24 protein-coding genes and 2 tRNA genes are annotated in these 24,887 nt (G+C 64.8%); 9 read left to right on the forward strand and 17 right to left on the reverse strand.

Annotated features, from left to right (window positions below):
• Positions 1-38: 38 nt before the first annotated feature.
• Complete coding sequence (locus BFL43_RS19670) at positions 39-1,322, forward strand: TetR/AcrR family transcriptional regulator (RefSeq protein ID WP_084894177.1); 1,284 nt, start codon at positions 39-41, stop codon at positions 1,320-1,322.
• Here the strand turns inward: BFL43_RS19670 and BFL43_RS19675 are convergent.
• The gene (locus BFL43_RS19675) at positions 1,315-2,193 is read right to left on the reverse strand and encodes a hypothetical protein (RefSeq protein WP_084894178.1); all 879 of its coding nucleotides are present in this window, start codon (positions 2,191-2,193) and stop codon (positions 1,315-1,317) included. The two genes, BFL43_RS19670 and BFL43_RS19675, sit on opposite strands and share 8 nt — an antisense overlap.
• A 141-nt stretch (positions 2,194-2,334) precedes the next feature.
• On the opposite strand from BFL43_RS19675, the gene BFL43_RS19680 reads away from it, so the two are divergent.
• The 5 genes from BFL43_RS19680 to BFL43_RS19700 all read left to right on the forward strand — a co-directional run bounded on the left by BFL43_RS19680 (position 2,335) and on the right by BFL43_RS19700 (position 9,081).
• Complete coding sequence (locus tag BFL43_RS19680; RefSeq protein WP_084894179.1) at positions 2,335-3,474, forward strand: acyl-CoA dehydrogenase family protein; 1,140 nt, start codon at positions 2,335-2,337, stop codon at positions 3,472-3,474.
• A gap of 27 nt (positions 3,475-3,501) precedes the next feature.
• On the forward strand, positions 3,502-4,176 hold the full coding sequence (locus BFL43_RS19685; protein WP_084894180.1) for a GntR family transcriptional regulator: 675 nt from the start codon (positions 3,502-3,504) through the stop codon (positions 4,174-4,176).
• Between the two features lie 82 nt (positions 4,177-4,258).
• Positions 4,259-7,087 (forward strand): BTAD domain-containing putative transcriptional regulator, encoded by a 2,829-nt coding sequence (locus BFL43_RS19690; RefSeq protein WP_084894181.1) that lies wholly within the window; start codon positions 4,259-4,261, stop codon positions 7,085-7,087.
• 87 nt (positions 7,088-7,174) lie between these two features.
• The gene (locus BFL43_RS19695; protein ID WP_084894182.1) at positions 7,175-7,780 is read left to right on the forward strand and encodes a hypothetical protein; all 606 of its coding nucleotides are present in this window, start codon (positions 7,175-7,177) and stop codon (positions 7,778-7,780) included.
• 161 nt (positions 7,781-7,941) lie between these two features.
• Entirely contained in the window at positions 7,942-9,081 is a 1,140-nt protein-coding gene (locus BFL43_RS19700) for an FAD-dependent oxidoreductase (protein ID WP_084894183.1), read from the forward strand.
• 100 nt (positions 9,082-9,181) lie between these two features.
• Here BFL43_RS19700 and BFL43_RS19705 read toward each other — a convergent pair.
• From BFL43_RS19705 to BFL43_RS19715, 3 genes are all read right to left on the reverse strand, one after another.
• A tRNA-Ile gene (locus BFL43_RS19705) sits at positions 9,182-9,255 on the reverse strand.
• 70 nt (positions 9,256-9,325) lie between these two features.
• Entirely contained in the window at positions 9,326-10,429 is a 1,104-nt protein-coding gene (locus BFL43_RS19710) for an AI-2E family transporter (RefSeq protein WP_084894184.1), read from the reverse strand.
• 276 nt (positions 10,430-10,705) lie between these two features.
• A tRNA-Asn gene (locus BFL43_RS19715) sits at positions 10,706-10,778 on the reverse strand.
• A gap of 189 nt (positions 10,779-10,967) precedes the next feature.
• On the opposite strand from BFL43_RS19715, the gene BFL43_RS19720 reads away from it, so the two are divergent.
• Positions 10,968-11,213, forward strand: coding sequence for a hypothetical protein (locus tag BFL43_RS19720; RefSeq protein WP_084835331.1), 246 nt, complete (start codon positions 10,968-10,970; stop codon positions 11,211-11,213).
• A gap of 5 nt (positions 11,214-11,218) precedes the next feature.
• Here BFL43_RS19720 and dnaG read toward each other — a convergent pair whose 3' ends face one another.
• The 5 genes from dnaG to BFL43_RS19745 all read right to left on the reverse strand — a co-directional run bounded on the left by dnaG (position 11,219) and on the right by BFL43_RS19745 (position 17,163).
• Positions 11,219-13,165 carry a DNA primase gene (gene dnaG, locus BFL43_RS19725; RefSeq protein ID WP_084894185.1) on the reverse strand — a complete coding sequence of 649 codons (1,947 nt, stop codon included), beginning with the start codon at positions 13,163-13,165 and terminating at the stop codon, positions 11,219-11,221.
• 106 nt (positions 13,166-13,271) lie between these two features.
• The gene (locus BFL43_RS19730; protein WP_240498383.1) at positions 13,272-14,567 is read right to left on the reverse strand and encodes a deoxyguanosinetriphosphate triphosphohydrolase; all 1,296 of its coding nucleotides are present in this window, start codon (positions 14,565-14,567) and stop codon (positions 13,272-13,274) included.
• Positions 14,568-14,583: 16 nt separating this feature from the next.
• Complete coding sequence (locus BFL43_RS19735; RefSeq protein WP_084894187.1) at positions 14,584-15,066, reverse strand: cold shock domain-containing protein; 483 nt, start codon at positions 15,064-15,066, stop codon at positions 14,584-14,586.
• A gap of 145 nt (positions 15,067-15,211) precedes the next feature.
• Positions 15,212-15,712, reverse strand: coding sequence for a hypothetical protein (locus BFL43_RS19740; RefSeq protein ID WP_084894188.1), 501 nt, complete (start codon positions 15,710-15,712; stop codon positions 15,212-15,214).
• 62 nt (positions 15,713-15,774) lie between these two features.
• Positions 15,775-17,163 carry a glycine--tRNA ligase gene (locus BFL43_RS19745; RefSeq protein WP_084835336.1) on the reverse strand — a complete coding sequence of 463 codons (1,389 nt, stop codon included), beginning with the start codon at positions 17,161-17,163 and terminating at the stop codon, positions 15,775-15,777.
• 156 nt (positions 17,164-17,319) lie between these two features.
• Between BFL43_RS19745 and BFL43_RS19750 the strand changes: the two genes are divergently transcribed.
• On the forward strand, positions 17,320-17,670 hold the full coding sequence (locus tag BFL43_RS19750; RefSeq protein ID WP_084894302.1) for a metalloregulator ArsR/SmtB family transcription factor: 351 nt from the start codon (positions 17,320-17,322) through the stop codon (positions 17,668-17,670).
• The gene (locus tag BFL43_RS19755; protein WP_084894189.1) at positions 17,667-18,080 is read left to right on the forward strand and encodes a Fur family transcriptional regulator; all 414 of its coding nucleotides are present in this window, start codon (positions 17,667-17,669) and stop codon (positions 18,078-18,080) included. The genes BFL43_RS19750 and BFL43_RS19755 overlap by 4 nt, the downstream gene beginning before the upstream one ends.
• Before the next feature lie 27 nt (positions 18,081-18,107).
• On the opposite strand, the gene BFL43_RS19760 is transcribed toward BFL43_RS19755, so the two are convergent.
• Genes BFL43_RS19760 through ybeY form a run of 8 tightly spaced genes read right to left on the reverse strand, consistent with a single transcriptional unit; the run spans position 18,108 to position 24,883 of the window.
• Complete coding sequence (locus BFL43_RS19760; RefSeq protein WP_240498369.1) at positions 18,108-18,512, reverse strand: hypothetical protein; 405 nt, start codon at positions 18,510-18,512, stop codon at positions 18,108-18,110.
• The gene (locus tag BFL43_RS19765) at positions 18,505-19,326 is read right to left on the reverse strand and encodes an isoprenyl transferase (protein WP_206186718.1); all 822 of its coding nucleotides are present in this window, start codon (positions 19,324-19,326) and stop codon (positions 18,505-18,507) included. Before BFL43_RS19765 ends, BFL43_RS19760 begins: the two co-directional genes overlap by 8 nt.
• Positions 19,292-20,119: a DNA repair protein RecO gene (gene recO / locus BFL43_RS19770; RefSeq protein ID WP_084894191.1), complete on the reverse strand. Its 828-nt coding sequence runs from the start codon at positions 20,117-20,119 to the stop codon at positions 19,292-19,294. Before recO ends, BFL43_RS19765 begins: the two co-directional genes overlap by 35 nt.
• 50 nt (positions 20,120-20,169) lie before the next feature.
• Positions 20,170-21,549 (reverse strand): DUF3533 domain-containing protein, encoded by a 1,380-nt coding sequence (locus BFL43_RS19775; protein WP_084894192.1) that lies wholly within the window; start codon positions 21,547-21,549, stop codon positions 20,170-20,172.
• A gap of 51 nt (positions 21,550-21,600) precedes the next feature.
• Positions 21,601-22,515: a GTPase Era gene (gene era / locus BFL43_RS19780; protein WP_084894193.1), complete on the reverse strand. Its 915-nt coding sequence runs from the start codon at positions 22,513-22,515 to the stop codon at positions 21,601-21,603.
• Positions 22,512-22,841 (reverse strand): cytidine deaminase, encoded by a 330-nt coding sequence (locus BFL43_RS19785; RefSeq protein ID WP_084894194.1) that lies wholly within the window; start codon positions 22,839-22,841, stop codon positions 22,512-22,514. Before BFL43_RS19785 ends, era begins: the two co-directional genes overlap by 4 nt.
• Positions 22,838-24,322: a hemolysin family protein gene (locus BFL43_RS19790; protein WP_084894195.1), complete on the reverse strand. Its 1,485-nt coding sequence runs from the start codon at positions 24,320-24,322 to the stop codon at positions 22,838-22,840. The genes BFL43_RS19785 and BFL43_RS19790 overlap by 4 nt, the downstream gene beginning before the upstream one ends.
• Positions 24,323-24,328: 6 nt before the next feature.
• On the reverse strand, positions 24,329-24,883 hold the full coding sequence (gene ybeY / locus BFL43_RS19795; RefSeq protein ID WP_084894304.1) for an rRNA maturation RNase YbeY: 555 nt from the start codon (positions 24,881-24,883) through the stop codon (positions 24,329-24,331).
• Between the last annotated feature and the right edge of the window lie 4 nt (positions 24,884-24,887).

The following is a 24,887-nucleotide window of genomic DNA, read 5'->3' on the forward strand; positions in this document are numbered from 1 at the left end:
GGCTGCGAGCCGCACCGCACTGCCGCTAACATGGACAAATGGCATCTGCCGACGGTCGCGCGAATGGCGGCCACACGACCACCGGCGCGCCGCCGAAAGTTCGCCAACGTCCCAAGGACCGTCGCGAGCAGATCATCAAAGCTGCGGCCGAGTCGTTCAGCGAGCAAGGATATTTCGCTACCGGGGTCGACCAGATCGCCGGCCAGGTCGGCATCAGCGGACCGGCCCTCTATCGCCACTTCCCGAACAAATATGCGCTGTTCTCGGAGACGGTGCGCACCCTCGGTGGCGGACTCGAGCGTGCGGTCGCAGAAGTCCCGGAACTCACCGACGATCCGGAGCGAGAGCTGCGGACCCTGATCACCGAGTTGACCCGGAACACCATCGAGAACCGCTCCCGAGGAGCGCTCTACCGGTGGGAAGCGCGTTATCTCAACCCCGAGGATCGGCACGCTCTGGGCGACCTCGTGACCCGGTTGCACAACCGGTTCGCTGCGCCGCTCGGCCGTCTGCGACCCGAACTGACCGCGCCGCGACACACCCCCGGCCGGCGCCTTGACAACGACGCCAAATACCTCGCCGGCTCCATTCTCAGTGTCATCGGGTCGATCACCACCCACCGGGCGTCCCTCCCACGCAAACGGATCGAGGCCGTCATCCTCGCGACGAGCATGACGGTCGCCTACACCCGGCTGCCACAGGCCGACGATGCGCAGGTCAACGAGGTCGCAACCGGATCCGTTGGCCTGCAGATGGCCTCGAAACGCGAAGCGCTGCTCACCGAGGCCATCCGGTTGATGCGCGGTCGCGGCTTCCACGACGTGACGATGGAGGAGATCGGCGCGGCCGTCGGGATGAATCAATCCGGTGTCTACCGACACTTCGACACCAAGGTCGCGATGCTGACCGCAGCCTTCGCGCGCGCCAGCGAACGAATCACGACGAGCATCCATGACTCGCTGGCAGAATCGGCGACCCCACGCGAGGCCCTGGACAACCTGGTCGCCAGATACGTGGAGTTGTCATTCGCCAACAGCGACCTTCTCAATCTGTACCTGTCGGAACTCGGCAGTCTTCCGGAATCCTTGCGGGTCGACCTCCGCGACCAACAGCGGCGAAACGTCGAGGAGTGGGCTCAGCTGGTCGTGCAGGTACGTCCGGGGATGAACTCCGTCGAAGCCCGGTACCTGGTGCACGCCGCGTCGAACGCTGTGCTCGACCTCGGCAACTGGGAGCGCTACGACCCGAGGCCGTCGACCCGCGACCGCATTCAGGCCGTCATGTCGGTCATCCTGCTCGGCGAGGACGCCCTGGTCAGATGACCTCGAAATCCGAGATGAGCCAACGGTTGCCGTCGCGTGTCAGGGTTATCTTCACCCTCGACTGATACGGGATCCCGCCCGGGAGATCGCGGGCGGTCTGCGGCGAGGTGATGGTCTGGTCGAGAGCCACGATGAGGACCGCTTCGGTCGACGAGATCGACACGACGCCCGCATCTTTCACCAGCGCGGTAGCCACTGCCTGGGCATTGGCCGAACCTTCACGCGCCTGGCGCGAACCCTCGATGAAGTCCTTGGCGAACTCGGGGGTCGAGATGTCCGTGATGCGGGAGTCGAGGGCGCCGAAGTCGGCCGAGTCGTAGGTCAGGAGGTCGCCTGCATACTGCTTCGCGCTCTCGACCGCTGCGGGGCGGAGTTGATTGACCTGATCCGCAGCGTTCGCCCGGTCGTCCGCCTCCCGGTAGAGGTACGCGAACACACCCGCCGCCGCCAGCGCCGCGATGAGCAACACGGACAACGCGGGCACAACCCATCGAGAGCGTGTTGCGGTCGCAGCTTCATCGACGGGTGGCGTCGTGGCGGCGTCCGGATCCTCTCGCGGCGCTTCTGATTCGACGGGTTCGGCGACCACCGCGGGTGTCCGCTTCCACCAGGGTGCCTCACGCCGACTCGCCCGCGCCGCTTCCTTCGCGCGCTTGACCGCAGCTGCGGTTCGCATCTTGTCCCGGTTTCGGCGGTTCGCCTCGAGGAACTCCTCGGCATCGAACGGCGACGGTTCTCCGGTCGACTTCTTTCTGGTCTCGACGACGGGTTCAGGCTCGGCCACGTGGGCATCGGGGCTGGTGGACGCGGCGTAGGCCGCAGTCGCGTCGTCGCTGTCCCCGGCTCGCACCAACTTCGCTTTCGGACTCATGACAGCCAATGTAGGCGCTGTGCCCTGGACCACAAGCTCCGCAGGTACCGAGAGGGCGGCTAGTCACATCAAGAATCCCATCACATATATGTGATCTGATACCTTCGGGCGAGCCGCACTTTCTCATCTAGGAGCACCGTCATGACCACTTTCACCCCCGAACAAACCGATTTCGCAAAGTCGGTCGCCGACTTCTGTCAGCGTGAGGCCGGAACCCGCGAGCAGCGCGACGCACTCACCGCAGGAGGCGCTGAACTCCACTCCGTCGAGCTGTACAAGAAGATGGCCGAACTCGGCTGGGCCGGGATCCTGGTCCCCGAGGAGTTCGGTGGCGCCGGCGCCGGAAACGTAGAGATGTGCATCCTGCTCGAAGAAGCCATGCGCGGCAATGCACCCATCGGGGGCATCGGCCCCACCCTCATCGCCGCGGGGGCCTACCAGAAGTTCGCCGACGACCAGCTCAAGAAAGAGGTCCTCGGCGATGTGGTGGCCGGCGAATCCCTCTCCATCTCCATGTCGGAACCCGAAGCCGGATCCGATGTTGCTGCGCTGACCTGCCGGGCCGAAAAGGTCGACGGTGGCTGGGTCATCAACGGCCAGAAGACTTGGTGCTCCAACGCTCATTTCGCCAAGAGCATCCTGCTCGTGGCCCGGACCGACCGATCCGGCAAGAAGCACGAGGGGCTGACGTTCTTCCACATCCCGGCCGGCACCGAGGGACTCTCGATCAACGGGATCGACACCCTGGGTGGTCGCGAGGTCAACGACCTGTTCTTCGAGAACGTCAAGGTTCCCGACAGCGCCGTGGTCGGCGAGGTGGGCAACGGATGGACCCAACTGATGAGCGGACTGAACACCGAACGCCTCATCCTGGCGGCAATGCAACTCGGGGTCGCCGAACGATCCTTCTCGAACACCCTCGAGTTCGTCACTGAGCGCAAGCAATTCGGCAAGCCGATCGGTACCTTCCAGTCGCTGCGGCATCGGCTGGCGGACCACGCCACCGAGATCGAGTGCACCAAACTCCTCGTCTACAGCGTCGCCCAGAAATCCGACGACAACCCGACGAAAATGCTGCCGCGTGAGGCCTCGATGGCCAAGCTCAAGGCCACTGAGGTGTCGAAGGCGATGACCATAGACGGCATGCAGATGATGGGTGGATACGGCTATGCCACCGAGTTCGATGCGGAGCGTCTGATGCGGGGTGCGATCATTTCCACCGTGTATGGCGGAACCAACGAGATCCAGCGCGACATCATCGGCAAGACCTACGGTTTGTAGACCTTGACGTCCCTTCCGCGAGCGGCGATGCGCCGGCGACCTCAGCTGTCCGAGGAGGTCGCCGGTCTGCTGCGCAACCGCATCATGTCCGGCGCCATCCGGCCGGGAGAGTTCATCAGGATGGACGAGACCGCCGTCGAGTTGGAGGTCAGCGTCACGCCGGTCCGCGAGGCGCTGCTGACGTTGCGTGGTGAGGGCATGGTCCAGCTTGCTCCCCATCGTGGATATGTGGTTGCCGAGCTGAGCCGCCAGGATGTCCGCGACATCTTCTGGCTGCAGGGCGTCATGGCCGTCGAACTCGCGATCCGTATCGCCGCCATCATCACCCCCGCTCAGCTCGAGCAACTGACGCGGCTCAACGAGGAGTTGCACGACGTCCTGGCCACCGGGCGGGCGTCGGACATCGCCACCGCCGAGTTCGAGTTCCACCGGGTCCACAACCGCATCGCCACCGACGGCAAACTGGCTTGGTTTCTGCTCAATGCCACGCGATACACCCCCCACGACCTGTACGCGAACGACCAGGAATGGGGTCAGGTCGCCTATGACAGTCACGTCAAGCTCATCGACGCGTACCGGCGCGGGGACCGCGACGAGGTCGTCGAACAGACACGGCGGCAGTTCACCGACGGTGCGCAGCGCCTGATGGCACACCTGGAGAGCATCGGGTTGTGGGCCGACCCGGACGATGGACCGAATTGATGGTTGCGCGTTGATCGGATAGCCCGGTTCAAGATCGTGAACTCGGATACCGCGGAGCGTCCGATTTCTCTATCGTCTTTCTATGCCTGACATCTCGGTGCGAGTCCTCGGCGCGCTCACAGTGATCCGGGACGGTGAACCAGTCGCGCTGGGCGGACCGCTCCCCCGAGCCCTGCTGGCCAGACTGATCATGGCTCGAGGCCAGATGGTGCCCGACGCAACACTCATCGATGATCTGTGGCGGGACAGGCCCCCACGGTCGGCGCAGTTGACCTTGCAGGGATACGTGGCGTCTCTACGTAAGGCTCTCGAGCCCGAGCGGGGCCGCGCCGCGCCGCAGATCCTGACACGCCAGGGCACCGGCTACGCCCTGGTCGTGGACCGCCAGCACGTCGACTCCGGCAGGTTCGAGACGCTTGCCGCCTTCGGTCACGACCAGCTGATCACAGGAGACGCGGACGGAGCTCGCCGAACGCTGACCGAAGCACTCGAGCTGTGGTGGGGTCCCGCCTACGCGGATGCGGCCAACTGGGACTTTGCATCCATCGAGGCCACCAGGCTCGAGCGCTTGCGCGCCGACGTCGTCGAAGACCAGCTCGCCGCACGCTCGGACTGCGGCGAGTTCACCGCCGCGATCGCTCAGCTCGAAGCCGTCACCACCGCCGACCCCCTGCGCGAGCGGGCCTGGGAGCTGCTGGCCCTGGCACAGTATCGCGCGGGAAACCAGGGCGACGCGCTGGCGACCCTACGATCGGCGCGTGGTCGGATCGCCACCGAGCTCGGCGCCGATCCTCGGCAGAGTCTGCTTGATCTGCAAGATGCGATTCTGCGCCAGGACCCGACCCTGATGCCCGACACCGACATCGCCACCCTCGCCGGCGCGCCGGCGCCGACAGTCAACCCGGAACGCCCGACCGGGAACATCCCGTTGGCGTTGACGTCGTTGGTGGGCCGCGAAGAGCAGATCAACCAGATCGGCGAATTGCTCGCCACCCGTCGAATGGTCACGCTGACCGGCCCCGGCGGCATGGGAAAGACCCGTGCCGCAATGGAAGTCGCTCGTTACCGCAAGGATGCCGACGGCCCCTGGTTGATCGAGCTCGCAGGTGCGCACAACGCCGCTGCCGCGCTCGACACGGTGGTCTCGTCGCTCGGCTTGACCATCAGCGGCGGTATCCCGGTACTGACCTCCCTACTCCACGACCGCAGCTTCGTCCTCGTACTCGACAACTGCGAGCACCTCCTCGACGAGGTGGCCACGATGGCCACTGCGATCCTGCGGACCTGCCCGAAGATCCGGATCCTGGCAACCAGTCGCGAAGCACTCGGAGTCGCCGGCGAGACACTCTTCGAGATGCCGCCGCTGGCGGACTCGGCACAGTTGTTTCACGAACGCGCCGGCGCGGCAGCCGCGGATGCCGACCCGGAGGACGTCGAGAGGCTGTGTACGGCGCTCGACCACATGCCACTGGCGATCGAACTCGCGGCCGGTCAGTCGTCGGCGTTGTCCGTTCGTCAGATCATCGACATGCTCGACGATCGTTTCGAAGTCCTCCGAGGCGGCCCCCGCACCAACGCTCGCCACGCCACCATGCAAGCGGCCATCGACGGTTCGTACCAGTCGCTCACCGAGAGCGAGCGGCGTCTGTTCTGCGACCTCGCGGTGTTCCAGGGCGGCTTCGACCTGGAGGCGGCGCGCCTGGTCACCGGACATCGCGGTCTGCTCGGCGACCTGAGTGCGCTGATCGCCAAGTCGATGCTCAAAGCAGTCGGAGGCGACCCCCGGCGCTATCTCATGCTTGAAACCCTGCGCAGTTATGCGGCGGTGCAACAGGACTCACAGCGGCTGGAAGAATTGCGCGCAGCGCATACCGAGTGGGTCGTCGGTATGGCGACCGAGGCCTATCTAGGGCTCCGGGGTCCGCAGTGTCTGGCATGGACCCGCAAGCTCGACGCCGACATGGCCAATGTCCGGGCCGCGCTCGATCGCGTCGATCCCCACTCCGAGACGTACCTCGAAATCGTCGGGAACGTCTACTGGTTCTGGTTCCGTCGAGGATTCGCCGACGAGGGTATGCGGATGCTCGCACCTGCTCTCACTGCGCCGCCCGAGGTCCCGATCGCGACCCGGGTCCGGGCTGTGGCGGGCAGCGCCATCACCAGCTACCTGGGCGCCGATCTACCCGCACTGTTCGCCGCCCTCACCCGGCTCGGTGAGATGTACGGTGAGTTCGACGTCGACGCAGCCGACCCGGTGGTGCAGGTCGCGCGCGGTGACGCCGCGGTCACGCTGGCCTTCTTCGAGGCCGGATCCGGGCTCGTCGAACCTGCCCGGCAGCACGCCCACGACTCCCTCGAGATCGCCCGCCGATACAACTCACCGTGGACTGCCGCCGAATCGCTGATGTCGTTGGGTACGGCCGATTTCCGGTCCGGTGACCACGCTTCCGCGGGTGACTATTTCGATTCTGCGGTCGAGGTCGCACGCAGCTGCGGGTACGACTGGTGCGCCGCGTCCATCTTGTGGATCCACGCGAAAAGCGATATAGCGCAGGAGAAGTGGGACGGACCGGCCGAGAACAAACTCGCGTGGATGGTCGGCTACTGCGAGCGCGCCTACGATCTGACCTCCTGGATGGTCGCCCTGTTCACCCTGTCCTACGTCCTCTTCCGCCGCGGTGAGCACAGGCCCGCAGCCAGGCTGATCGGTGTGGTCGACGGCATGACCGACCTGACCGGATACTCGCCCGAAAAGATGGACGTGGTCGAACTCGCGGGATTCGGAGCCACCATGCGCCGCGAGATCGACCCCACGATGCTCGCCGAAGAAGGCAGCCAGGGCCGCGCGTTGTCTCGCGACGAGGTCCGCGAGCTCGTCGTCGAATGGGCGGGCCCCACCGACGTTCGGTGAACAGGGCTTCCCTGCGGTCTCCCAGTGCATTCCCAGTGAGTCACCTCACAGTGATCGCAGTACCGACCACTGACCAAGGAGCTCTCGATGACCACAAGCCTCACTTCCGGAACCACCTTCACGGCAGACACCGCCGCCGTCCACCCCACCCGCGCGGTCGGCATCTCGCTGACCGGTGCCACCCTCGCCTGGCTGACCGCAACGACGCTCTGGGCCGATAATGAAGGGTTCGGCCTCGGTTCGATCGTTGGCGGGGCTTCCGCACTCGCCTTTCAGGCTGCGCTCATCGGCCTGCTCACGCTCCAGGTTCGCACCAGGGCAATGGGGGCGGGCAAGGTGGCGCGCAGTTTTCACCAACTGCAGTTCGGCCTGATGGGCGGCGCCGTCGTGTCGTCGATACTCGACATGTTCTGGCTCGCCCACGGGTCCATTGTCTGGGCCGTGTTCGACGTGTGCTGGCCACTGTCGATGCTCGGGATGTTCGGAATCGGGATCCGGATCGCCATCGCCGGCCGCTGGACCGGTGCCCTGCGGTGGCAGACTCTGTTCGCACAAAGCTGGCTGTTCTGGGCGATCCCTCTGATGGCGGTGCCGGCGATCGGGCAGTTCGCGCCCGCAGCGCAACTGCTGCTGGGATACACCGTCCTGGGAGTCGTCCTCTACCGCCGCGGTGAACTCGGTACCTCGGTCTGACCACGTCCCGCGCATACCACCATCCGGGCGAACTCGTTCGAGTGGACAACCATCGCCCAGCGTTCCATTCTGTTTAGGCAGTGACCCAATAGTGGTCCTCGAAGGACAACAAGGGTGGGGATTTCGATGGGCACATCACAGACAGAGTGGGATCTGTCTCGATGAGCATTCACCGGGTTGACGTCGCGATCGTCGGTGCCGGACTGATGGGGTCATGCGCCGCTTGGCAATTGGCCTCGCGGGGGTTGACCGTCGCCGTTCTCGAGGCCTATGAGGTCGGACACGACCACGGCAGCTCACACGGCCGGTCGCGCAGCTTCCGGCGCGCCTATGCCGATCCGTTGTACGCGGCGATGACCGGACTCGCCCTCGAGCAGTGGCAACGACTGCAGGACGAGTCCGGTACGCAATTGTTGACCGGCACCGGCGGCATCGATCACGGTCCGGACTACGACACCGAGACATTGTCATCCCTGATGACCGCGCACGGGGTACCCAATGAACTCCTATCCGCTCGACAGGCCGAGATACGCTGGCCGGGAATGCGATTCGAGACAGACGCGATATTTCACACGTGTGCTGGTGTGTTCGATCCGGAAAGTACCATCGTCGCGACGACGTCGCTGGCCGCCGCCGCGGGCGCCGAGATCATGCCGATGACAAGGGTCGTCGACGCCAACGTGGCACCCAGCGGCGAAGTCGCCCTCCACAGCTCCGGCGGCGATCAGATCATCGCCGACTTCGCGGTCCTGACCACCGGCGCGTGGCTACCCGACTTCTCCTCCGCCGTTGCCGAGTTCGCAGGAAATTCCGAGCCGGTGTTGCCGCCCTTGACGATTCGACAGCAGCAGACTTTTCACTTCGCACTGCGACCGGGCGAGGACTCGCTCCCCACCTTTGTCCACAAGAACGGCAAGCAGATGTATGGCATGCCATCAGGATCAGATGTTCCGGTGCCCGCCATGAAGGTCGGGTGCTTCCACGACGGCGACGTCACCACCACCGAGGTGCGCGACCAACGCATCACCGACGAACAGCGGCAGGCTGTCGTCGACTACGTGTCCGAATGGATGCCCGCCCTGGACCCGACGCCTCTCGCCGAATCCAGCGGCCTGATCACGATGACCCCCGACGGTGATTTCATCCTCGACCGCAGTGGTCCGCTTGTCGTCGCAGCGACGTGCTCGGGTCACGGCGCCAAGTTCGCGCCGCTCATCGGCAGCATGATCGCCGATCTGGTGACCGGTGCCGCGCAACCCACTCCCCGGTTCCAGATGGATCGGGGCGCATCGGCCCACTGAAGTCGGAGGACGTCGCACATCCTCCGACATTCGCCACATCCTCCGACTGCAACGGGAGGAACTCACCGATGTCGGAGGAAGTGTCGCCGGCCGACACGAGTGGGGCGGGCGGGGCTCGAACCCGCGACCAATGGATTATGAGTCCACGGCTCTAACCAACTGAGCTACCGCCCCAGTCATGGCGGGTGACCGCCACAAACCTCGCTGATGCTACCGAGCGGAGCCGACCGCCGCGAAACCGGCCCTACACCGGTTTGGCGAGGGCATCGCCTGGCGGCGCCTCGCCGTCGGCCTTGTCGGCACTGTCATCGGGCGGCGATGGGTCGTCCTTGGGCGGAGCATCACTGAGCAACACATCCGCCCACCGGGTCGCGGGATCCATGTCGATCAGCAGCGCCTTGCACATCAGCGTCAGCGGGATGGCCAAGATGGCGCCGAGTGGGCCGAGCACCCACGCCCAGAACACCAGCGACAAGAACGTCAGGGTCACCGACAATCCGACGGCATCGCCGACGAACTTGGGTTGGATGATGGATTGGATTATCACGTTGATGGCGGAGTAGATGATGATCACCCACAGCATCAGCGCCCAGCCACCGTCGAGCAAGGCGAGTAGGGCCGGCGGCACCAGGCCGATGACGAATCCGATGTTGGGGATGTAGTTGGTGATGAACGCCAGCAGCCCCCAGAGGAACGGCAGCGGTATCCCCATCGCCCACAGGACCCCGACATCCAAGACGGCAACGATGAGGCCGAAGATCGTCGACACGATCAGGTAGGTACGGGTGCCGGACGCGAAGCCCTGAAACGCGCTGACAACGTCCGGGCGCATGTTGCCGAGGATGGTCATACGTTTGTCGTAGGTGATCGCGTCGACCGTCATGAATAGCAGGAGCACCAGGACGAACACCAGGTTCGAGAAGACACCGAGCGCACTGCCGACGATGTCGCTGACGATGGAGATCACCTTCGACGAATCGACATTCGACAGCAGTTTGTGGATCTGGTCGGATCCGATGCCGTGGTCTTTCAGGGTCTGTTGTAGGTCGTTGACGATGTCATCGAACTTGTCGCTGTACTGCGGGAGGATCGTCGACAACCTTGCGACCGAGTACACCAGCGAGAGCACCAGCGCCACGAGGATTCCCCACACGGCGAGCAGCGTCGTGAGCAGCGCAAGCCAGCCAGGAAACCCTTTGCGGCGCAACCAACCCGGGAGCGGGTGGACCGCCACGGTGAGCATCAGTGCAAGGAATGTCGGGCCGACTACCCCGGAGAAGCTCTTGATCCCGGCGACCGTCACAACCAACGCGGCGATGGCCAACAGGACGATGACCCCGCGCGGCATGCTCCACTGCGGAATCGGTGGCGGCGACGCTGTCTCTGACCTCAACTGTTTACCCTCCGGAAGCTACGTGTTGAACCTGGAAGAGCTCTCGGTCGGGTGGCTCACCCACCGCGGATGAGTCGTGACCTCAGGAGAACCATAAGCGAGTTCCGGGCTCGCCACCCGACGTTCGCCACTGCCCACCCGCGGCCGGGCATCCGATCGGTAAGCGATGGGTAGATGCAGAAACGGCACCTTCCGATCTTCCGGAAAGTGCCGTTACGCTGGTAATACTTGCTCCCCCAACTGGACTCGAACCAGTAACCGTCCGATTAACAGTCGGAAGCTCTGCCAATTGAGCTATGGGGGAATATCTGACCCTGGGGCCGGTGAATGACTTTAGCGCATAGGGGCGGTCCCATGCCAAATCGCGCTGGTGGCGGGGGCGCTAGCAGGGTAGATTCCGCACTTCCGGTTTCGATCAGGCAGGATGGGGAAACCACATTTGCGGGCGCCACGTCGGTGTCCGCTCCGTACAGCACTGGAGGCCTGAGTCCCTATGGTTCGATTCCTCGCCGCCCTCGGCGTCGGCTATGTCCTCGGGGCAAAAGCAGGGCGCAAGCGCTACGAGCAGATCAATCGCGCCTACCGGTCCGTCGCAGAGTCACCCGCCACCAAAAAGGCCGTGGACGTCGGCAGGCAGAAGCTGTCCGAGAAACTCAGCACCCAGCCCAAGTTGACAGAGCTGCGGGAGATCGATGACGCCACCACGGTGCTCGGCCCCGAGGAGAGCCGCAACAACTGATCGAACTAGCCGGTGTTCTCGTCCGGGCCCACGGCCAGTTCGAGAAGGCTACGGCGGTAGGCCTCAAGTGCCACCAGATCGCCGAACAACGCGTTGTAGGCATCGGGGTCGTCACCGGGAGACATCCGCCGCAGCTTCGATTTGAGGTCCGCGATCTGCGAGCCGACCCAGACCTCCTGCAGCCGTGCCAGGACGCTACCGATGTACCTCGGAATCATGTACTCCGACACCGACATCGGCTCGACCGCCAACTCGGTCATCAACGACTCCAGCACAGCGCCTTCCACCAGCTGGCCGACGCTGTCGACCCACTGCGCTCCCCCGTGAGAAGCACCGGTGCCGCCTGCAGTCGCGATCGCCTCGCGAATGACCTGGTAAGCGGGCTCGGTGAAGCACTCAGGGGGCAGTGAATCGAACACGGTGCCGGCGATGGCCGGATACTGCAGCGCGGCTTTGAGCGCTTCACGCTGCGGCCACAGCCGTGGATCCGAGGGGCGGGGTCGCAGCACCGTCGGGGTCTTGGAATCGGGATCGACGACGGGGGCGGCCGGCTCTACAGACTGCACCCGGCGGTCCCGTGACTTCGAGGTGTCGGGTCCGCCGGAGCGAGCGTTCCTTGCCTGCTTGCCTGCCTCTTCGCGCACCCGTTTGAGGACCTGCGCCACTTCGTCCCAGCCCACCCAGCCGGCCAGTTGCCGGGCGTATTCGTCCCTCAGCGCGACGTCGCGGATGCGGGCCACCACGGGCACCGCTTCACGCAGCGCGTGCACACGCCCCTCGGCGGTGTCGAGATCGTAGTTGCCGAGCAGCGCCTTCACCGCGAACTCGAACATCGGGATGCGGCGCGCGATCAGATCGCGAACCGCGGCGTCGCCGTGGTTCTGACGTAGCTCACACGGGTCCATCCCGTCGGGCGCGACGGCGACGAACGTCTGTCCGGCGATGCTCTGTTCACCTTCAAAGGCTCTGAGCGCGGCGGCTTTTCCGGCGTCGTCACCGTCGAAGGTATAGATGACCTCGCCGCGGAAGTAACTGTCGTCCATCATCAAACGCCGGAGCAGCGCGAGGTGATCTTCACCGAACGCGGTACCGCACGACGCTATTGCGGTGGTGACCCCTGCAAGATGCATGGCCATCACATCGGTGTATCCCTCGACCACCACCGCCTGGTGCCCTTTGGCGATGTGCTTCTTCGCATGGTCGAGCCCGAACAGCACCTGAGACTTCTTGTACAGCATCGTCTCCGGGGTGTTCATGTACTTGCCCATGTTGTCGTCGTCGAAGAGTTTGCGGGCACCGAAACCGATGATGTCGCCGCCCAGGTTCTTGATGGGCCACAGCAGCCGACGGTGGAACCGGTCGATCGGGCCACGCTGCCCCTGCTTGGAGAGGCCGGCCGCATCGAGCTCGGCGAACTCGAACCCCTGGGCCAGCAGTGCTTTGGTCATCTTGTCCCAGCCGGCGGGCGCGTAGCCCAGGCCGAACTTCAACGCCACCGCGCCGTCGAAGGAACGCTCGGTCAGGTAGTCGCGGGCGGTCTGCGCCTCGGGAGTGGAGAGCTGCTCTGCGTAGTACTTCTGCGCTGCGGCATTCGCGGCAACCAGGCGGGCCCGGGTCCCTCGGTCGCGGGCAACGCTGGTGCCACCACCTTCGAAGCTGATCGAGTAGCCGACGCGGTCGGCCAGTTGTTCGACGGCCTCGACAAAGCTGACGTGCTCGACCTTCTGCAGGAACGTGTAGACGTCGCCGCCTTCGCCGCATCCGAAGCAATGGAAGTGCCCATGGTTGGGACGCACGTGAAAGGACGGCGACTTCTCGTCGTGGAACGGGCACAGGCCCTTGAGGGAATCGGCACCCGCTTTGCGGAGCGCCACGTATTCGCCGACGATCTCCTCGATGTGCGCGCGTTCACGAATAGCCGTGATGTCACGATCGGGAATTCGGCCTGCCACACCTCAAGTCTAGCCGCCGTCCGACCACTGTCCCGCATCCCCGAAAGTGGTGGCTTTTGGCGAGCGCGACCTGCGGAAACAGTCGCCAGAAGCCACCAAAATCGGGCTAGCCCAGGTGCGCGGAGGCACCCATGCTCTGCCGATCCATCCGTTCGAGGCGGCCTTCGGTCATCGATGCGATCTGGTCGATGATGACCCGCATCCGGGCGGCGTCGTCCCCGGCCGCATGCCAGTCGGGTACCAGCAGCGGATCCAGCCCGCCAGGCGCGGCATGGAGCAACCAGTTGGCGACGCGGTGGATACGGTCCCGCTGGCGCGCCTGATGGGCACGATGCCGGGCATCGGAGAAGATGAAACGCAGCGCCAGAGTCTTCAGGACGGCGACCTCGGCCGCGACCATCGGCGGGATGACCAGGTCCGCCTGGTAACGACTGATCCCACACTCCCCCGCCTCGCGCCGGGTCATCGTGATCGCCGCCGAGGCGAAGCGGCCGACCAACTCACTGGTCAGACGTTTGAGCGCGACCAGTCGGGTCAGGGTGCCGTCATAATCGCCGACGTCGTGCACGATCTCCATCTCCCAGAGTCGCGCGGCAGCCTCGATGAGGACGTTCTCCTCGAGACCGGGAAACTCCTTCACCCCGACCGCAGCGAGATCGCGCTGCTCGGCACGAGCACCGAGACTCCGCAGATCGATACGTCCGGCCATCACGCCGTCTTCGACGTCATGGACCGAGTAGGCGACGTCGTCGGACCAGTCCATCACCTGGCATTCGAGCGATTGCCTGGTGTCGGTACGGCCGCCTCGAATCCAGGCCAGCACTTCCGAATCATCGCTGTAGGCACCGAACTTGGCACCCGGCTTCGGGCGGGTCCACGGGTACTTCAGCGTGGCGTCGAGTGACGCACGGGTCAGATTCAGTCCCACGCTGCGACCGTGCTCATCAAGGAGTTTCGGCTCCAGACGGGTGAGGATGCGCAGATTCTGCGCATTGCCCTCGAACCCGCCGAAGTCGGTGCTGACCTCGTCGAGTGCACGTTCGCCGTTGTGTCCGTAGGGCGGATGGCCGATGTCGTGTGCGAGCCCGGCCAGATCGACCAGGTCGGGGTCGCAGCCGACGCCGATCGCGATACCGCGACCGATCTGCCCGACCTCGAGCGAATGGGTCAGCCGGGTACGCGGCGTATCGCCTTCGTGTGGGCCGACCACCTGGGTCTTGTCCGCGAGACGACGCAGCGCAGCACAATGCAACACCCGCGCGCGGTCGCGCGCAAAAGCGCTGCGGTAGTCGTTTCGGGTACCTGCCAACCCCGCGACCTTCGCACCCTCGGGAACGAGCCGCTCGACGTCGGACTCGTCATACTCGGCGCGAAGGACCTGCGGCGGCGATCCCGCAGACACGTCGGTCACCGGACGGTCAGTCAAACACCCAACCCCGGGCGATGGCGAAGTCGGTGACGCGTTGCCGGATCGCAAGGATCTGCGACGCCGTCAGAGTGCCAGAGGCATCGAGGAGCAGTTCGGTGATCTCCTCGGAGAACGTGCCAGAGTCGAGTGTTGCCGCGTCGCCGCTGCGAGCAGGCTTGCGACGGTCGTCACGGGCGCTGCCGCGATCATCATGTCGACGATCCGGGCGTCCGCCGTCGCGAGCACCTTCGGTACGCCGCGGACGATCGGGTGCACCGGCCGGGGCTCCACCCGTCACGACGAGATTGACCGCTTTGGAACCACGGTCGGTCTCTTCGATGTCGAACTCAACTGCCGCACCGGGCTTGAGCGAATGCTCGTCGATGTCGATGTCATTGATGTGCAGGAAGACATCCGAGCCACCGGCGTCGGGTGCCAAGAATCCGAAGCCCTTGTTGGCATCGAAATGAACGATCTTTCCACTCACGGACACGATTTACCCACTCTCTCGCCGCCACTGCTGGCCACACCCCATGCGCGACCCGACGACTTACTACGAATGCCGAGTATCCCAGACTTGACTGAATTGAGACAGTTCACCTGGCGAGCGGGCCGGACCAGACCCGCTGACAGGCTGGTTACCGGTTGTCTTTCTTGGCCTGCCGACGCTTGCCTGCCGCCTTCGACGACGCCTCGTGCTTCTTGCGTCCTGACGACTTGCGGGTGGCATCGACCCGGTCCTTGCCTGCGGAGATGACCTTGCCCTGCCCCTTGGCGCCGGAGCTCGACTTCGTCGACTTCCCACTCGCCGCCTTCAGCCGCGCGTCCTTGAGTTCAGCGGCACTGCGTTTGGCAACAGTGCTCAGCCGCTTGCTCACCCGACCCAGGGCCGCCTCGAAGGCCTCCGCTTTCGCGGCGTTGTGCTTGTTGGCGGGTCGAGCGGCGCCCCTGCCGCCTTTCTTGGCGACCTTCGCGGCGCCGGCCTGGCGGTAGTTGGTCACGTGCTTGTTGCGAGCCCGTCGAACCCTGGTGTGGAGCTTGATCAATCGCTCTTCGTCGAGATCGGCCAGCTGCTTTTTCTTGGTCTCCCGAATCAGCACGTACTCATCTTCGGACAGGGACTTCAGAACTGCATTCATGAGCGCTCCCAACTCGACAAGGCACCGTTGCCTACAGCGATCATAGGCAGCGGTGCCCTATGTCAGCAGCCGATCAGTCGCGGTGCCAGGTACTCGACGACCTTGTCGAGCGCCACCCGTTCCTGCGTCATGGTGTCGCGTTCGCGGACCGTGACGGCCTGATCGTCGAGGGTGTCGAAGTCGACGGTGACGCAGAACGGCGTGCCGACCTCGTCCTGGCGGCGATACCGCTTACCGATGCCCTGTGCGTCGTCGAAGTCGACGTTCCAGTACTTCCGCAATTCCGCTGCCAGGTCTTTCGCCTTCGGCGAGAGCTGCTCGTTGCGAGAGAGCGGAAGGACCGCGACCTTGACCGGCGACAGCCGTCGATCCAGTTTCAGCACCGTGCGGGAGTCCGTGCCGCCCTTGGCATTCGGAACCTGTTCCTCGGTGTATGCGTCGCACAGGAATGCCATCAGCGATCGGGTCAGGCCCGCAGCCGGTTCGATGACGTACGGCACGTACTTCTCGCCGGACGCCTGATCGAAGAACGACAGATCCTCACCGGAGTGCTTCATATGGGTGCTGAGGTCGAAGTCGGTGCGATTGGCCACACCCTCGAGCTCGCCCCACTCGCCACCGGCGAATCCGAACCGGTACTCCACGTCGACCGTGCGCTTGGAGTAGTGCGAGAGCTTCTCTTTGGGGTGATCGAACAGACGCAGGTTGTCGGGGTCGATTCCCAGGTCGACGTACCACTGGTGGCGGTAGTCGATCCAGTACTGGTGCCAGTCCTCGTCGTCACCTGGCTTGACGAAGAACTCCATCTCCATCTGCTCGAACTCACGGGTCCGGAAGATGAAGTTGCCCGGGGTGATCTCGTTCCGGAAGCTCTTGCCGATCTGGCCGATGCCGAACGGCGGCTTCTTACGCGCCGTCGTCATCACGTTCTTGAAGTTGATGAAGATGCCCTGCGCGGTCTCGGGACGCAGGTAGTGCAGTCCCGCTTCATCGTCGACGGGGCCCAGAAAGGTCTTCAGCAGACCGGAGAACGCACGCGGTTCGGTCCACGAGCCGGGCTGGCCGGTGTCGGGGTCGTTGATGTCGGCCAGGCCGTTGGGCGGCAGGTGACCGTGCTTGTTCTCGTACGCCTCGATCAGGTGATCGGCACGGTAGCGCTTGTGAGTGTGCAGCGATTCCACCAAGGGGTCACTGAAGGTCTCGACGTGCCCGGAGGCCTCCCACACCTGGCGGGGCAGGATCACCGACGAGTCGAGTCCCACGACATCGTCGCGCGAGGTGACCATGTTGCGCCACCACTGCTTCTTGATGTTGTCCTTGAGTTCGACGCCCAGGGGGCCGTAGTCCCACGCCGATTTCGTACCGCCATAGATCTCGCCGCACTGGTACACCAACCCCCGGCGCTTCGAGAGGTTGACAACGGAATCCACGAGATTGGTTTTGCCTGCCACGGGCCCAGCCTATCGGTCCCCGTGGGCGCGCCTTCCGCCCGCCGGACACTTGCCGCGAGCAGGGCACGCGGGGGCGCGTTTGACATAGCGCCGAACGCATATGAAAATGGTTGCCAACAGCCCGCTCGATCAAACAGTTCCCATTCTGGAGTGCTCGTGACCCCACAGCCAGTCCACAGCGAACCGCCGACCAATGTCTCGGGATCGGCTGCCGTCGACAAGAAAGCCCTCGATGCTGCAGGCGATCTCCTCCGGGCGTTGTCCGCCCCGGTCCGGATCGCGATCGTGCTGGAGCTGCTGACCGGCGGCCGGTGCGTCCACGAGTTGGTGGGGGCCCTGTCGGTGCCGCAACCTCTGATCAGCCAGCACCTGCGGGTCCTGAAGTCCGCCGGCGTCGTCGAGGGGCAGCGCTCAGGTCGTGAGGTGCTCTACACGCTCGTCGACGACCACCTCGCCCACATCGTCACCGACGCCATCGCTCACGCCAATGAAGAGCCGAAGTCATGAGTTCGGAGACGCAACAGCGGCCGGTGACCGGGGTGCGTTCCACCCGGCAGCGCAGTGCGATCGCCGAATTACTCTCTGGCAGCGAAGAGTTCCGCTCGGCGCAAGATCTGCACGACAATCTCAAGGCCGCTGGACAGTCCATCGGGCTCACCACCGTCTACCGCAACCTGCAGGCTCTCGCCGATGCCGGCCAGGTCGACGTACTGCGCACCGACTCCGGCGAGTCCCTGTACCGGCACTGCTCCACCGGACATCATCACCACCATCTGGTCTGCCGCCTCTGTGGGAACACCGTCGAAGTCCAGGCCGATGTCGTGGAGAAATGGGCGATCGACGTCGCCGCCGAACACGGGTTCACCGAGATCAGTCATACCGTCGAGGTCTTCGGGCGCTGCAACTCCTGCGCCTAGGCGTTGATCGTGCTCTTCCGATGACAGCTAGCCGCGGATGCTCACACCCACATCGGCACCTGCACCTAGCACCATCAGCAGCATCGTGGCCAGGGCTTCGTCGCTGAGTGTGCTGGCAGGAAATGTGTAGTGCAGCAGCACATCCGCTGTCACCTCGTTGACAGCGAGTTTGATCGTCCCGAAGTTCGACGCACTCGAGGCCGCCTCGACGTCGGTTCGCAACTGTTCGGTGACGGGTAGATCCCAGGCCAGTACCTGGGTCAGCGACAGCACCTCGAGGCCGGGAGCGAGCGCCAGCGCACGTATCGAGACGACGGTGCCCTGGTGATACACCGTCAGCGAGTCGTCCTCGCCGGACTGTACCGACATCTGCGTGGACAGCATCGCCGCCGTGCGAGCGATCAGGCCTGGTCCGTCGTCGACATCAGCCACCGGACGACCCCGGTACCCCGCCGAAGCGTCGGTCGCGACTGGCGTACTCGATGCAGGCCTCCCACAGGTCGCGACGATCGAAGTCGGGAAACAGCTTGTGCTGATACACCATTTCGGCGTACGCGGACTGCCACAGCAGGAAGTTGGAGATCCGCTGCTCCCCCGACGGTCGCAGGAACAGGTCGACGTCGGGCATGTCGGGTTCGTCGAGGTAGCGCGCGAAGGACGCCTCGGTGATCCGCTCGGGGTCGAGGGTGCCCGCAGCAGCCCTGCGGGCGATCTCCTTGGCGGCGTCGGCGATCTCCGCTCTGCCGCCGTAGTTGACACACATCGTCAGAGTCATCACGGTGTTGTCCTTGGTGAGTTCCTCCGCAACCTCGAGCTCGCGAATGACACTGCGCCACAGCCTCGGCCGACGGCCCGCCCAGCGGACCCGGACACCCATCTCGTTCATCTCGTCTCGCCTACGGCGGATGACATCGCGGTTGAAGCCCATCAGGAACTTCACCTCATCCGGGCTTCGGCTCCAGTTCTCGGTGGAGAACGCATAGGCCGACAGCCATCCGACCCCGAGTTCGATACAACCGCAGACGGCGTCCATCAGGACCGCCTCGCCACGTTTGTGCCCTTCGGTGCGGGGTAGACCCCGGTCGGTTGCCCAGCGACCGTTCCCGTCCATCACCAATGCCACGTGCTTGGGCACGAACTCGGCCGGGATGGCAGGCGGACGCGCGCCGGATGGGTGTGGATCGGGCGGCCGAACCTGACGTACTACCGGTTCAGCTTGCCGCGCCGTGTTGCGCCGTCGCTGGATCACGTGTGTCCTTCCTTCCGGTGTCGGCGTTCACACCGGAGAAGGTGAGACCGCGGTGCGGCGCCTCGCGCTCGATCAGCGGCAGCGTGCGCAGTTGGCGCTCCAGATGCCACTGCAGATGCGCCGCGGTCAGGCCACTGGCCTGCCGACGAGCCGACTCGGTCACCTCGGTGGTGTGTTCCCACTGGCCACGGTAGAGCGCATCCATCAGATCCAGGACCCCGGGTGACGGAGTGGCCGCACCGGGAGGTCGACAATGCACACAGACCGCTCCACCGACGGCGACGTGAAAAGCGCGGTGAGGCCCGGGATCGCCGCAGCGTGCGCAGTTCTCCAGGGCAGGCATCCAGCCGGCGAAATCCATTGCCCGCAGCAAGAAGGCGTCGAGGACGAGTTCTTTGGGGCGCTCGCCGCCTGCGACCGCCCGTAGCGCGCCAACCGTCAGTCGCTGGAGCCGGGCGGCCGGCGCCCGCTCTTCTCCGGCGAGCCGCTCCGCGGTTTCCAGGATCGCGCACGCCGTGGTGTATCGGCCGTAGTCGGACACGATGGCAGAGGCGAAGGTGTCGAGGCTGTAGACCTGCGTGACGATGTCGAGGTTGCGGCCCGGATGCAGCAGGACGTCGACGTGGGCGAACGGTTCGAGGCGCGCCCCGAACTTCGAGCGGGTACGCCGCACACCCTTGGCGACCGCGCGGACTAGACCGTGCTCCTTGGTCAACAGCGTGATGATGCGGTCGGCCTCCCCCAGCTTGTGCTGGCGAAGCACGACTGCCTCATCCCGATACAACCTCACCGGGTCATTCTTCCACCGACCACCGACGAAGTGGTCCGCGACATGCGTCCTCAGGCGTCCGCGGCATGAGCGGGCGCTGCCACCGGCTCCGGTGGCCGCCGGATCAGACCCTTACGGTCATAGAAGATGCAGGCGATCGGACCGATCACCAGCCCGACCACAACGAAGATCGAGAACATGATCAGGGCGTTGCCCAGACCGGCAGCGGCGTTGGCGTCGAAGAAGAGAATCGACCGGGCACCCATGAACGCCTGATGCAGCGGTTCGATCACGGCCAGTCCGCGGAAGAATCCGGCTTCGGCTTCCAGCGGCACGGTGCCGCCGGAGGTCGGCAGTCCCAGGATCACGAAGAACACGAGATTGATGATCAGTCCGGCACTGCCGAAGATCGCGATGATCGATGTCGCCATCACACCGACCGCGGTGATGACCAGCACCCCGAACATCCAGAGCGCCATTTTGTTCGGGGTGTACATGCCCACCCAGGTGCAGATCCCCACGAAGAGCGCCGACACGATCAACGCGACCAGGAAGACGGTCCACCACTTGACCACCAGCGTCCCCAGCCTGGAGATGGGTATGCGCTTTCGGAGTTCGTAGACGGGGCCCAACTCGATGGGGCCGAATCCGAGCCGCCCGTCGATGATGGTCTGGATGATCATGGTGCCGGTGAAACCCGCCAGGATCAGCAGCAGGGCGTAGTAGAAGGCCGTCAGACCGCTACCGGCGTTGTCGGGCAGTGGATTCGCCGCGCTGACCTGCACGTCGATGGGGTTCGCGATGGCCGTCAGACCAGCCCCGGTGATCGTCACGCCCGCCGCGTCGGTCTGCGCGGTGAGTGCCGCGGTCAGCTGCTGCCCGAACTGTTCGTTCAACTGCGGCATCGCCTGGGTGAAGAAGGTCGCGGTGATCTCGTTCGCGATGGCACCGACCCCCGGATTGGTCAGCACCTCGATCACCGGTTGAGCGACTTTGTCGTTGCCGATGGCCGAGCCGAGGAAGGCGAAGCTCGACGCGCTGAAGTCGCTCGGAATCATCATGGCGCCGTATGCCTGCGCGTTGTCCAGGCGGGTCAGTGCGGTGTTCCGGTCGACCACCTCGGGGTCGAACTTCCCGGGATACTGCTTCTCGACGCTGCTCCTGAAACCGTCGACCAGCTGGGTGCCGAGGTTCTGCTCCGCACCGCCACCGGGTTCCGGCGCCCCGACGTCGTCGTTGACGATCACGATCGGATAGTCGGTCAGGTGCTCTTGTGGATTGACGACGGGCGCCATGTACATCCCGCCGAGCAGTCCCATCACACCGATGACGACCGCCAACGGCAGAATCCACAGCTTCCACGACCGCAGCGCAGCCTGGACACCGAGATCCAGGGCGCCCGGCGGACGTTCGTGCTTGTGCTCGGACTCGCCCCGCTCAGCATCTCCCATACGGGATATTGAACCCTGCCGTTCTCGGTCCTGTCCTACGGCCCGACAGATCTAGAAACCGAGCTTTCCCATCTGCTTCGGATCGCGTTGCCAGTCCTTGGCGATCTTCACGTGGAGATCGAGGTAAACCTTGGCGCCGAGCACCTTCTCGATCTGCTTGCGGGCAACAGTCCCGACCTCTTTGAGCCTGGCACCGTGCTTGCCGATGATGATGCCCTTCTGGCTGCTGCGCTCGACGTAGAGAATCGCGTGGACATCGATCATCGGGGTCTGGTTGTCGCCGCGCTCGCGCTCGATGACCTCCTCGATGACCACGGCCAGGGAGTGCGGCAGCTCGTCGTGGATGCCCTCGAGTGCCGCTTCCCGGATGAACTCCGCCATCAACGTCTCTTCGGGCTCGTCGGTGAGTTCGCCGTCCGGGTAGAACGCCGGGCCCGGTTCCATCAGGCCGCGGAGTACGTCCACGACGACGTCGAGTTGTTTGCCTTTGACTGCCGAGACCGGCACCACCTCCGCGTCCGGCCCGAGCAGAGCAGAGATCGCCATCAGCTGCTGCGCGATGCGCTCCGGCTTCACCTTGTCGATCTTCGTGACCAGCCCGACAATCGGGGTCTTGGGCGCCATCTCCTTGAGCTGCTCGGCGATCCAGCGGTCCCCTGGACCGATCTTCTCGTCGGCAGGGATGCAGAGTCCGATCGCGTCGACCTCCGAATACGTGTCCCGCACCAGGTCGTTGAGCCGCTTGCCGAGCAGGGTTCGGGGCCGGTGCAGACCCGGGGTGTCGACGAGGATCAATTGGGTGTCATCCCGATTGACGATGCCGCGGATCGTGTGCCTCGTCGTCTGCGGGCGACTCGAGGTGATTGCGATCTTCTCGCCCACCAGCGCATTGGTCAGCGTCGACTTGCCCGTGTTGGGCCTGCCGACGAAACACACGAAACCTGAACGGAACTCGTTGTCGCTCATACGGTGGCGACCATGACCGCGTAGGCGTCGGCGCTGACCTCGGTGAGCGCGGCCAGACCCGGATCGTCGGCGTCATCCGCTGTTCCCACCAACACCGCGGCCTCGAATCCGGGGGCTCCGCTCGAAACGGCCATCGCCACGGCCACCTGCAAGGCGGACAGATGGAGTGCCGCCAGCGACACCGGGCCTGCCGCGTACGTCCGGCCATCGGTGTCGCGTACTGCGGCGCCGGTCTTCGCCTCGGCGCGACCCATCGCGCCCCGGGCAAGCGTCAACAACTTCTGGTCCTCGTCATCGAGCTCTGGTGCGGCTGTCTGTGTGCTCATGACGCTTCCTCGTGTAGGTGCGTGGTTCGTTCGGCGGTCCCGGTGGTGTCCGGCTGATCGGAACTCGCAAGCGCCGCAGCATCGTCATCGCTCTCCGGACTGCCCGATTCCGCATTGTCCGCCGCGTCGGCGTCGGCCTGCGCGGCCGCGGCTTCGTCGGCGCGCTCCTCACGCTTCTTCTTGCGCTTCTTCTTCTTCTCTTGTTCCTTCTCGACCACCTTGTGCACGACGACCGACGTGATACGCACCCGCCCTTGACGATTGGGGCCGCCCTCGGCCAACAGTTGCAGACCATGCAGGGTCACGGTCGCACCGGGCAGGGGCACCCGGCCCAGCACCAGACCGAACAGGCCCCCGACCGTCTCCACCTCGTCTTCGTCGATCTCGACGTCGAACAACTCGGCCAGGTCATCGATCGGCAGGCGCGACGAGACCCGATAACCGCCGGACTCGTCGTCGAGGGCCTCGATGGGTGGCACCTCGTCGGTGTCGTATTCGTCGTTGATCTCACCGACGATCTCTTCCAGCACATCCTCGATGGTGACCAGGCCGGCGATGCCGCCGTATTCGTCCACCAGCAACGCCATGTGGTTTCGGCTGCGCTGCATGTCGGCGAGCACCTTGTCGAGAGGCTTGGAGTCCGGGATGAACTCGGGCTCGCGCATCAATTCGCGTACCTCGACAGCGGTCGGTTGCGCCGGCGGCAAACCACGCTGGACGAGGTCTTTGAGATAGACGACGCCGAGGACGTCGTCCGGGTTCTCACCGATCACCGGCAATCGTGAATGGCCGGAGCGCACCGCAAGGGAGGTCGCTTGAGCGGCCGTCTTGTCCGCCTCGATCCAGACCATTTCCCCGCGGGGAACCATCACTTCGCGAGCGCTGGTGTCGCCGAGGTCGAATACGGACTGGATCATCCGTCGCTCACCGGCGGCGACCACACCGGTGAGTTCGGCCATGTCGACCACTTCCCGAAGCTCGACTTCGGTGGCGAACGGTCCGTTGCGAAATCCCTTACCCGGCGTCACCGCGTTACCGATCATGATGAGCAACCGGGTCAACGGCGTCAACAGCACGCCGATCCCCTGCAGCACGGCAGCGGAGTTCACCGCGATTGAATACGCGTGCTGACTGCCGAGGGTGCGCGGACCCACGCCGATGATCACGTAGCTGACCACCGCCATCACGGCTATCGCCAGCACGATCCCCCAGGGTGATCCGAGCACCCCCATCGCGTACACCGCTGCGAATACCGTTGCTGCCGTTTCACATCCGATGCGCAGCAGGACCGTCAGCGCCACGTATTTCGGCCGGTCGGAGAGCACTTCGCGCAGTCTGCGCGCACCCGGTCTGCCGTCCTTGATGAGATCGTCGACGCGAGCGGGCGACACGGTCATCAGGGCGTTGTCGATGGCGGCGAACAACCCGCCGATAGGCACGAGCGCCACTGCGGCAAGCAGTGGTAACACGTCAGACAACACGGTTGATCAGCTCTCCCCGGCGTCCGGGGTGTTTTCTCCGAAGCCAGTACTGTGCAGCAGTTTTGCGTCTTTTTCGGCCATCCGGGCGGCGCGCGCGCGGGCGCGGCGGTCGTCGTACCAGTCCTCGATGATCTGCCCCTGCAAACCGAACATCGCCTTTTCCTCTTCGGGTTCGGCGTGATCGAAACCCAGGAGGTGCAGCACGCCGTGCACGGTCAGCACCGACAGCTCGTGATCGGTCGAGTGCCGCGCCGTCGCGGCCTGCTCCGCCGCGAACTCTGGGCACAACACGATGTCGCCGAGCATCGACGGTCCGGGACCGGCGGTGTCGGGGCGGCCTCCGGGACTGAGCTCGTCCATCGGGAAACTCATGACGTCGGTCGGCCCGGGCAGGTCCATCCACCGCATGTGGAGTTCGGCCATCGTCTCGTTGTCCACGAGCACCATCGACAGTTCCGCGGCCGGATGCACGTCCATACGACCGAGAGCGAAGGTCGCGACGTCGATCAACATCTCCTCCGGCACGTCCACGCCGGATTCGTTGGACACCTCGATACTCAAGGCA

This window comes from Williamsia sp. 1135 (genome assembly GCF_002095395.1).
Classification (GTDB): Bacteria; Actinomycetota; Actinomycetes; order Mycobacteriales; family Mycobacteriaceae; genus Williamsia.

Excerpts from the sequence above, each read along its gene's own strand:
- BFL43_RS19670 (WP_084894177.1), top strand. The coding sequence starts at position 39 with ATGGCATCTGCCGACGGTCGCGCGAATGGCGGCCACACGACCACCGGC.
- BFL43_RS19675 (WP_084894178.1), bottom strand. The coding sequence starts at position 2,193 with ATGAGTCCGAAAGCGAAGTTGGTGCGAGCCGGGGACAGCGACGACGCG.
- BFL43_RS19680 (WP_084894179.1), top strand. The coding sequence starts at position 2,335 with ATGACCACTTTCACCCCCGAACAAACCGATTTCGCAAAGTCGGTCGCC.
- BFL43_RS19685 (WP_084894180.1), top strand. The coding sequence starts at position 3,502 with ATGCGCCGGCGACCTCAGCTGTCCGAGGAGGTCGCCGGTCTGCTGCGC.
- BFL43_RS19690 (WP_084894181.1), top strand. The coding sequence starts at position 4,259 with ATGCCTGACATCTCGGTGCGAGTCCTCGGCGCGCTCACAGTGATCCGG.
- BFL43_RS19695 (WP_084894182.1), top strand. The coding sequence starts at position 7,175 with ATGACCACAAGCCTCACTTCCGGAACCACCTTCACGGCAGACACCGCC.
- BFL43_RS19700 (WP_084894183.1), top strand. The coding sequence starts at position 7,942 with ATGAGCATTCACCGGGTTGACGTCGCGATCGTCGGTGCCGGACTGATG.
- BFL43_RS19710 (WP_084894184.1), bottom strand. The coding sequence starts at position 10,429 with ATGCCGCGCGGGGTCATCGTCCTGTTGGCCATCGCCGCGTTGGTTGTG.
- BFL43_RS19720 (WP_084835331.1), top strand. The coding sequence starts at position 10,968 with ATGGTTCGATTCCTCGCCGCCCTCGGCGTCGGCTATGTCCTCGGGGCA.
- BFL43_RS19740 (WP_084894188.1), bottom strand. The coding sequence starts at position 15,712 with ATGAATGCAGTTCTGAAGTCCCTGTCCGAAGATGAGTACGTGCTGATT.
- BFL43_RS19755 (WP_084894189.1), top strand. The coding sequence starts at position 17,667 with ATGAGTTCGGAGACGCAACAGCGGCCGGTGACCGGGGTGCGTTCCACC.
- BFL43_RS19775 (WP_084894192.1), bottom strand. The coding sequence starts at position 21,549 with ATGGGAGATGCTGAGCGGGGCGAGTCCGAGCACAAGCACGAACGTCCG.
- era (WP_084894193.1), bottom strand. The coding sequence starts at position 22,515 with ATGAGCGACAACGAGTTCCGTTCAGGTTTCGTGTGTTTCGTCGGCAGG.
- BFL43_RS19785 (WP_084894194.1), bottom strand. The coding sequence starts at position 22,841 with ATGAGCACACAGACAGCCGCACCAGAGCTCGATGACGAGGACCAGAAG.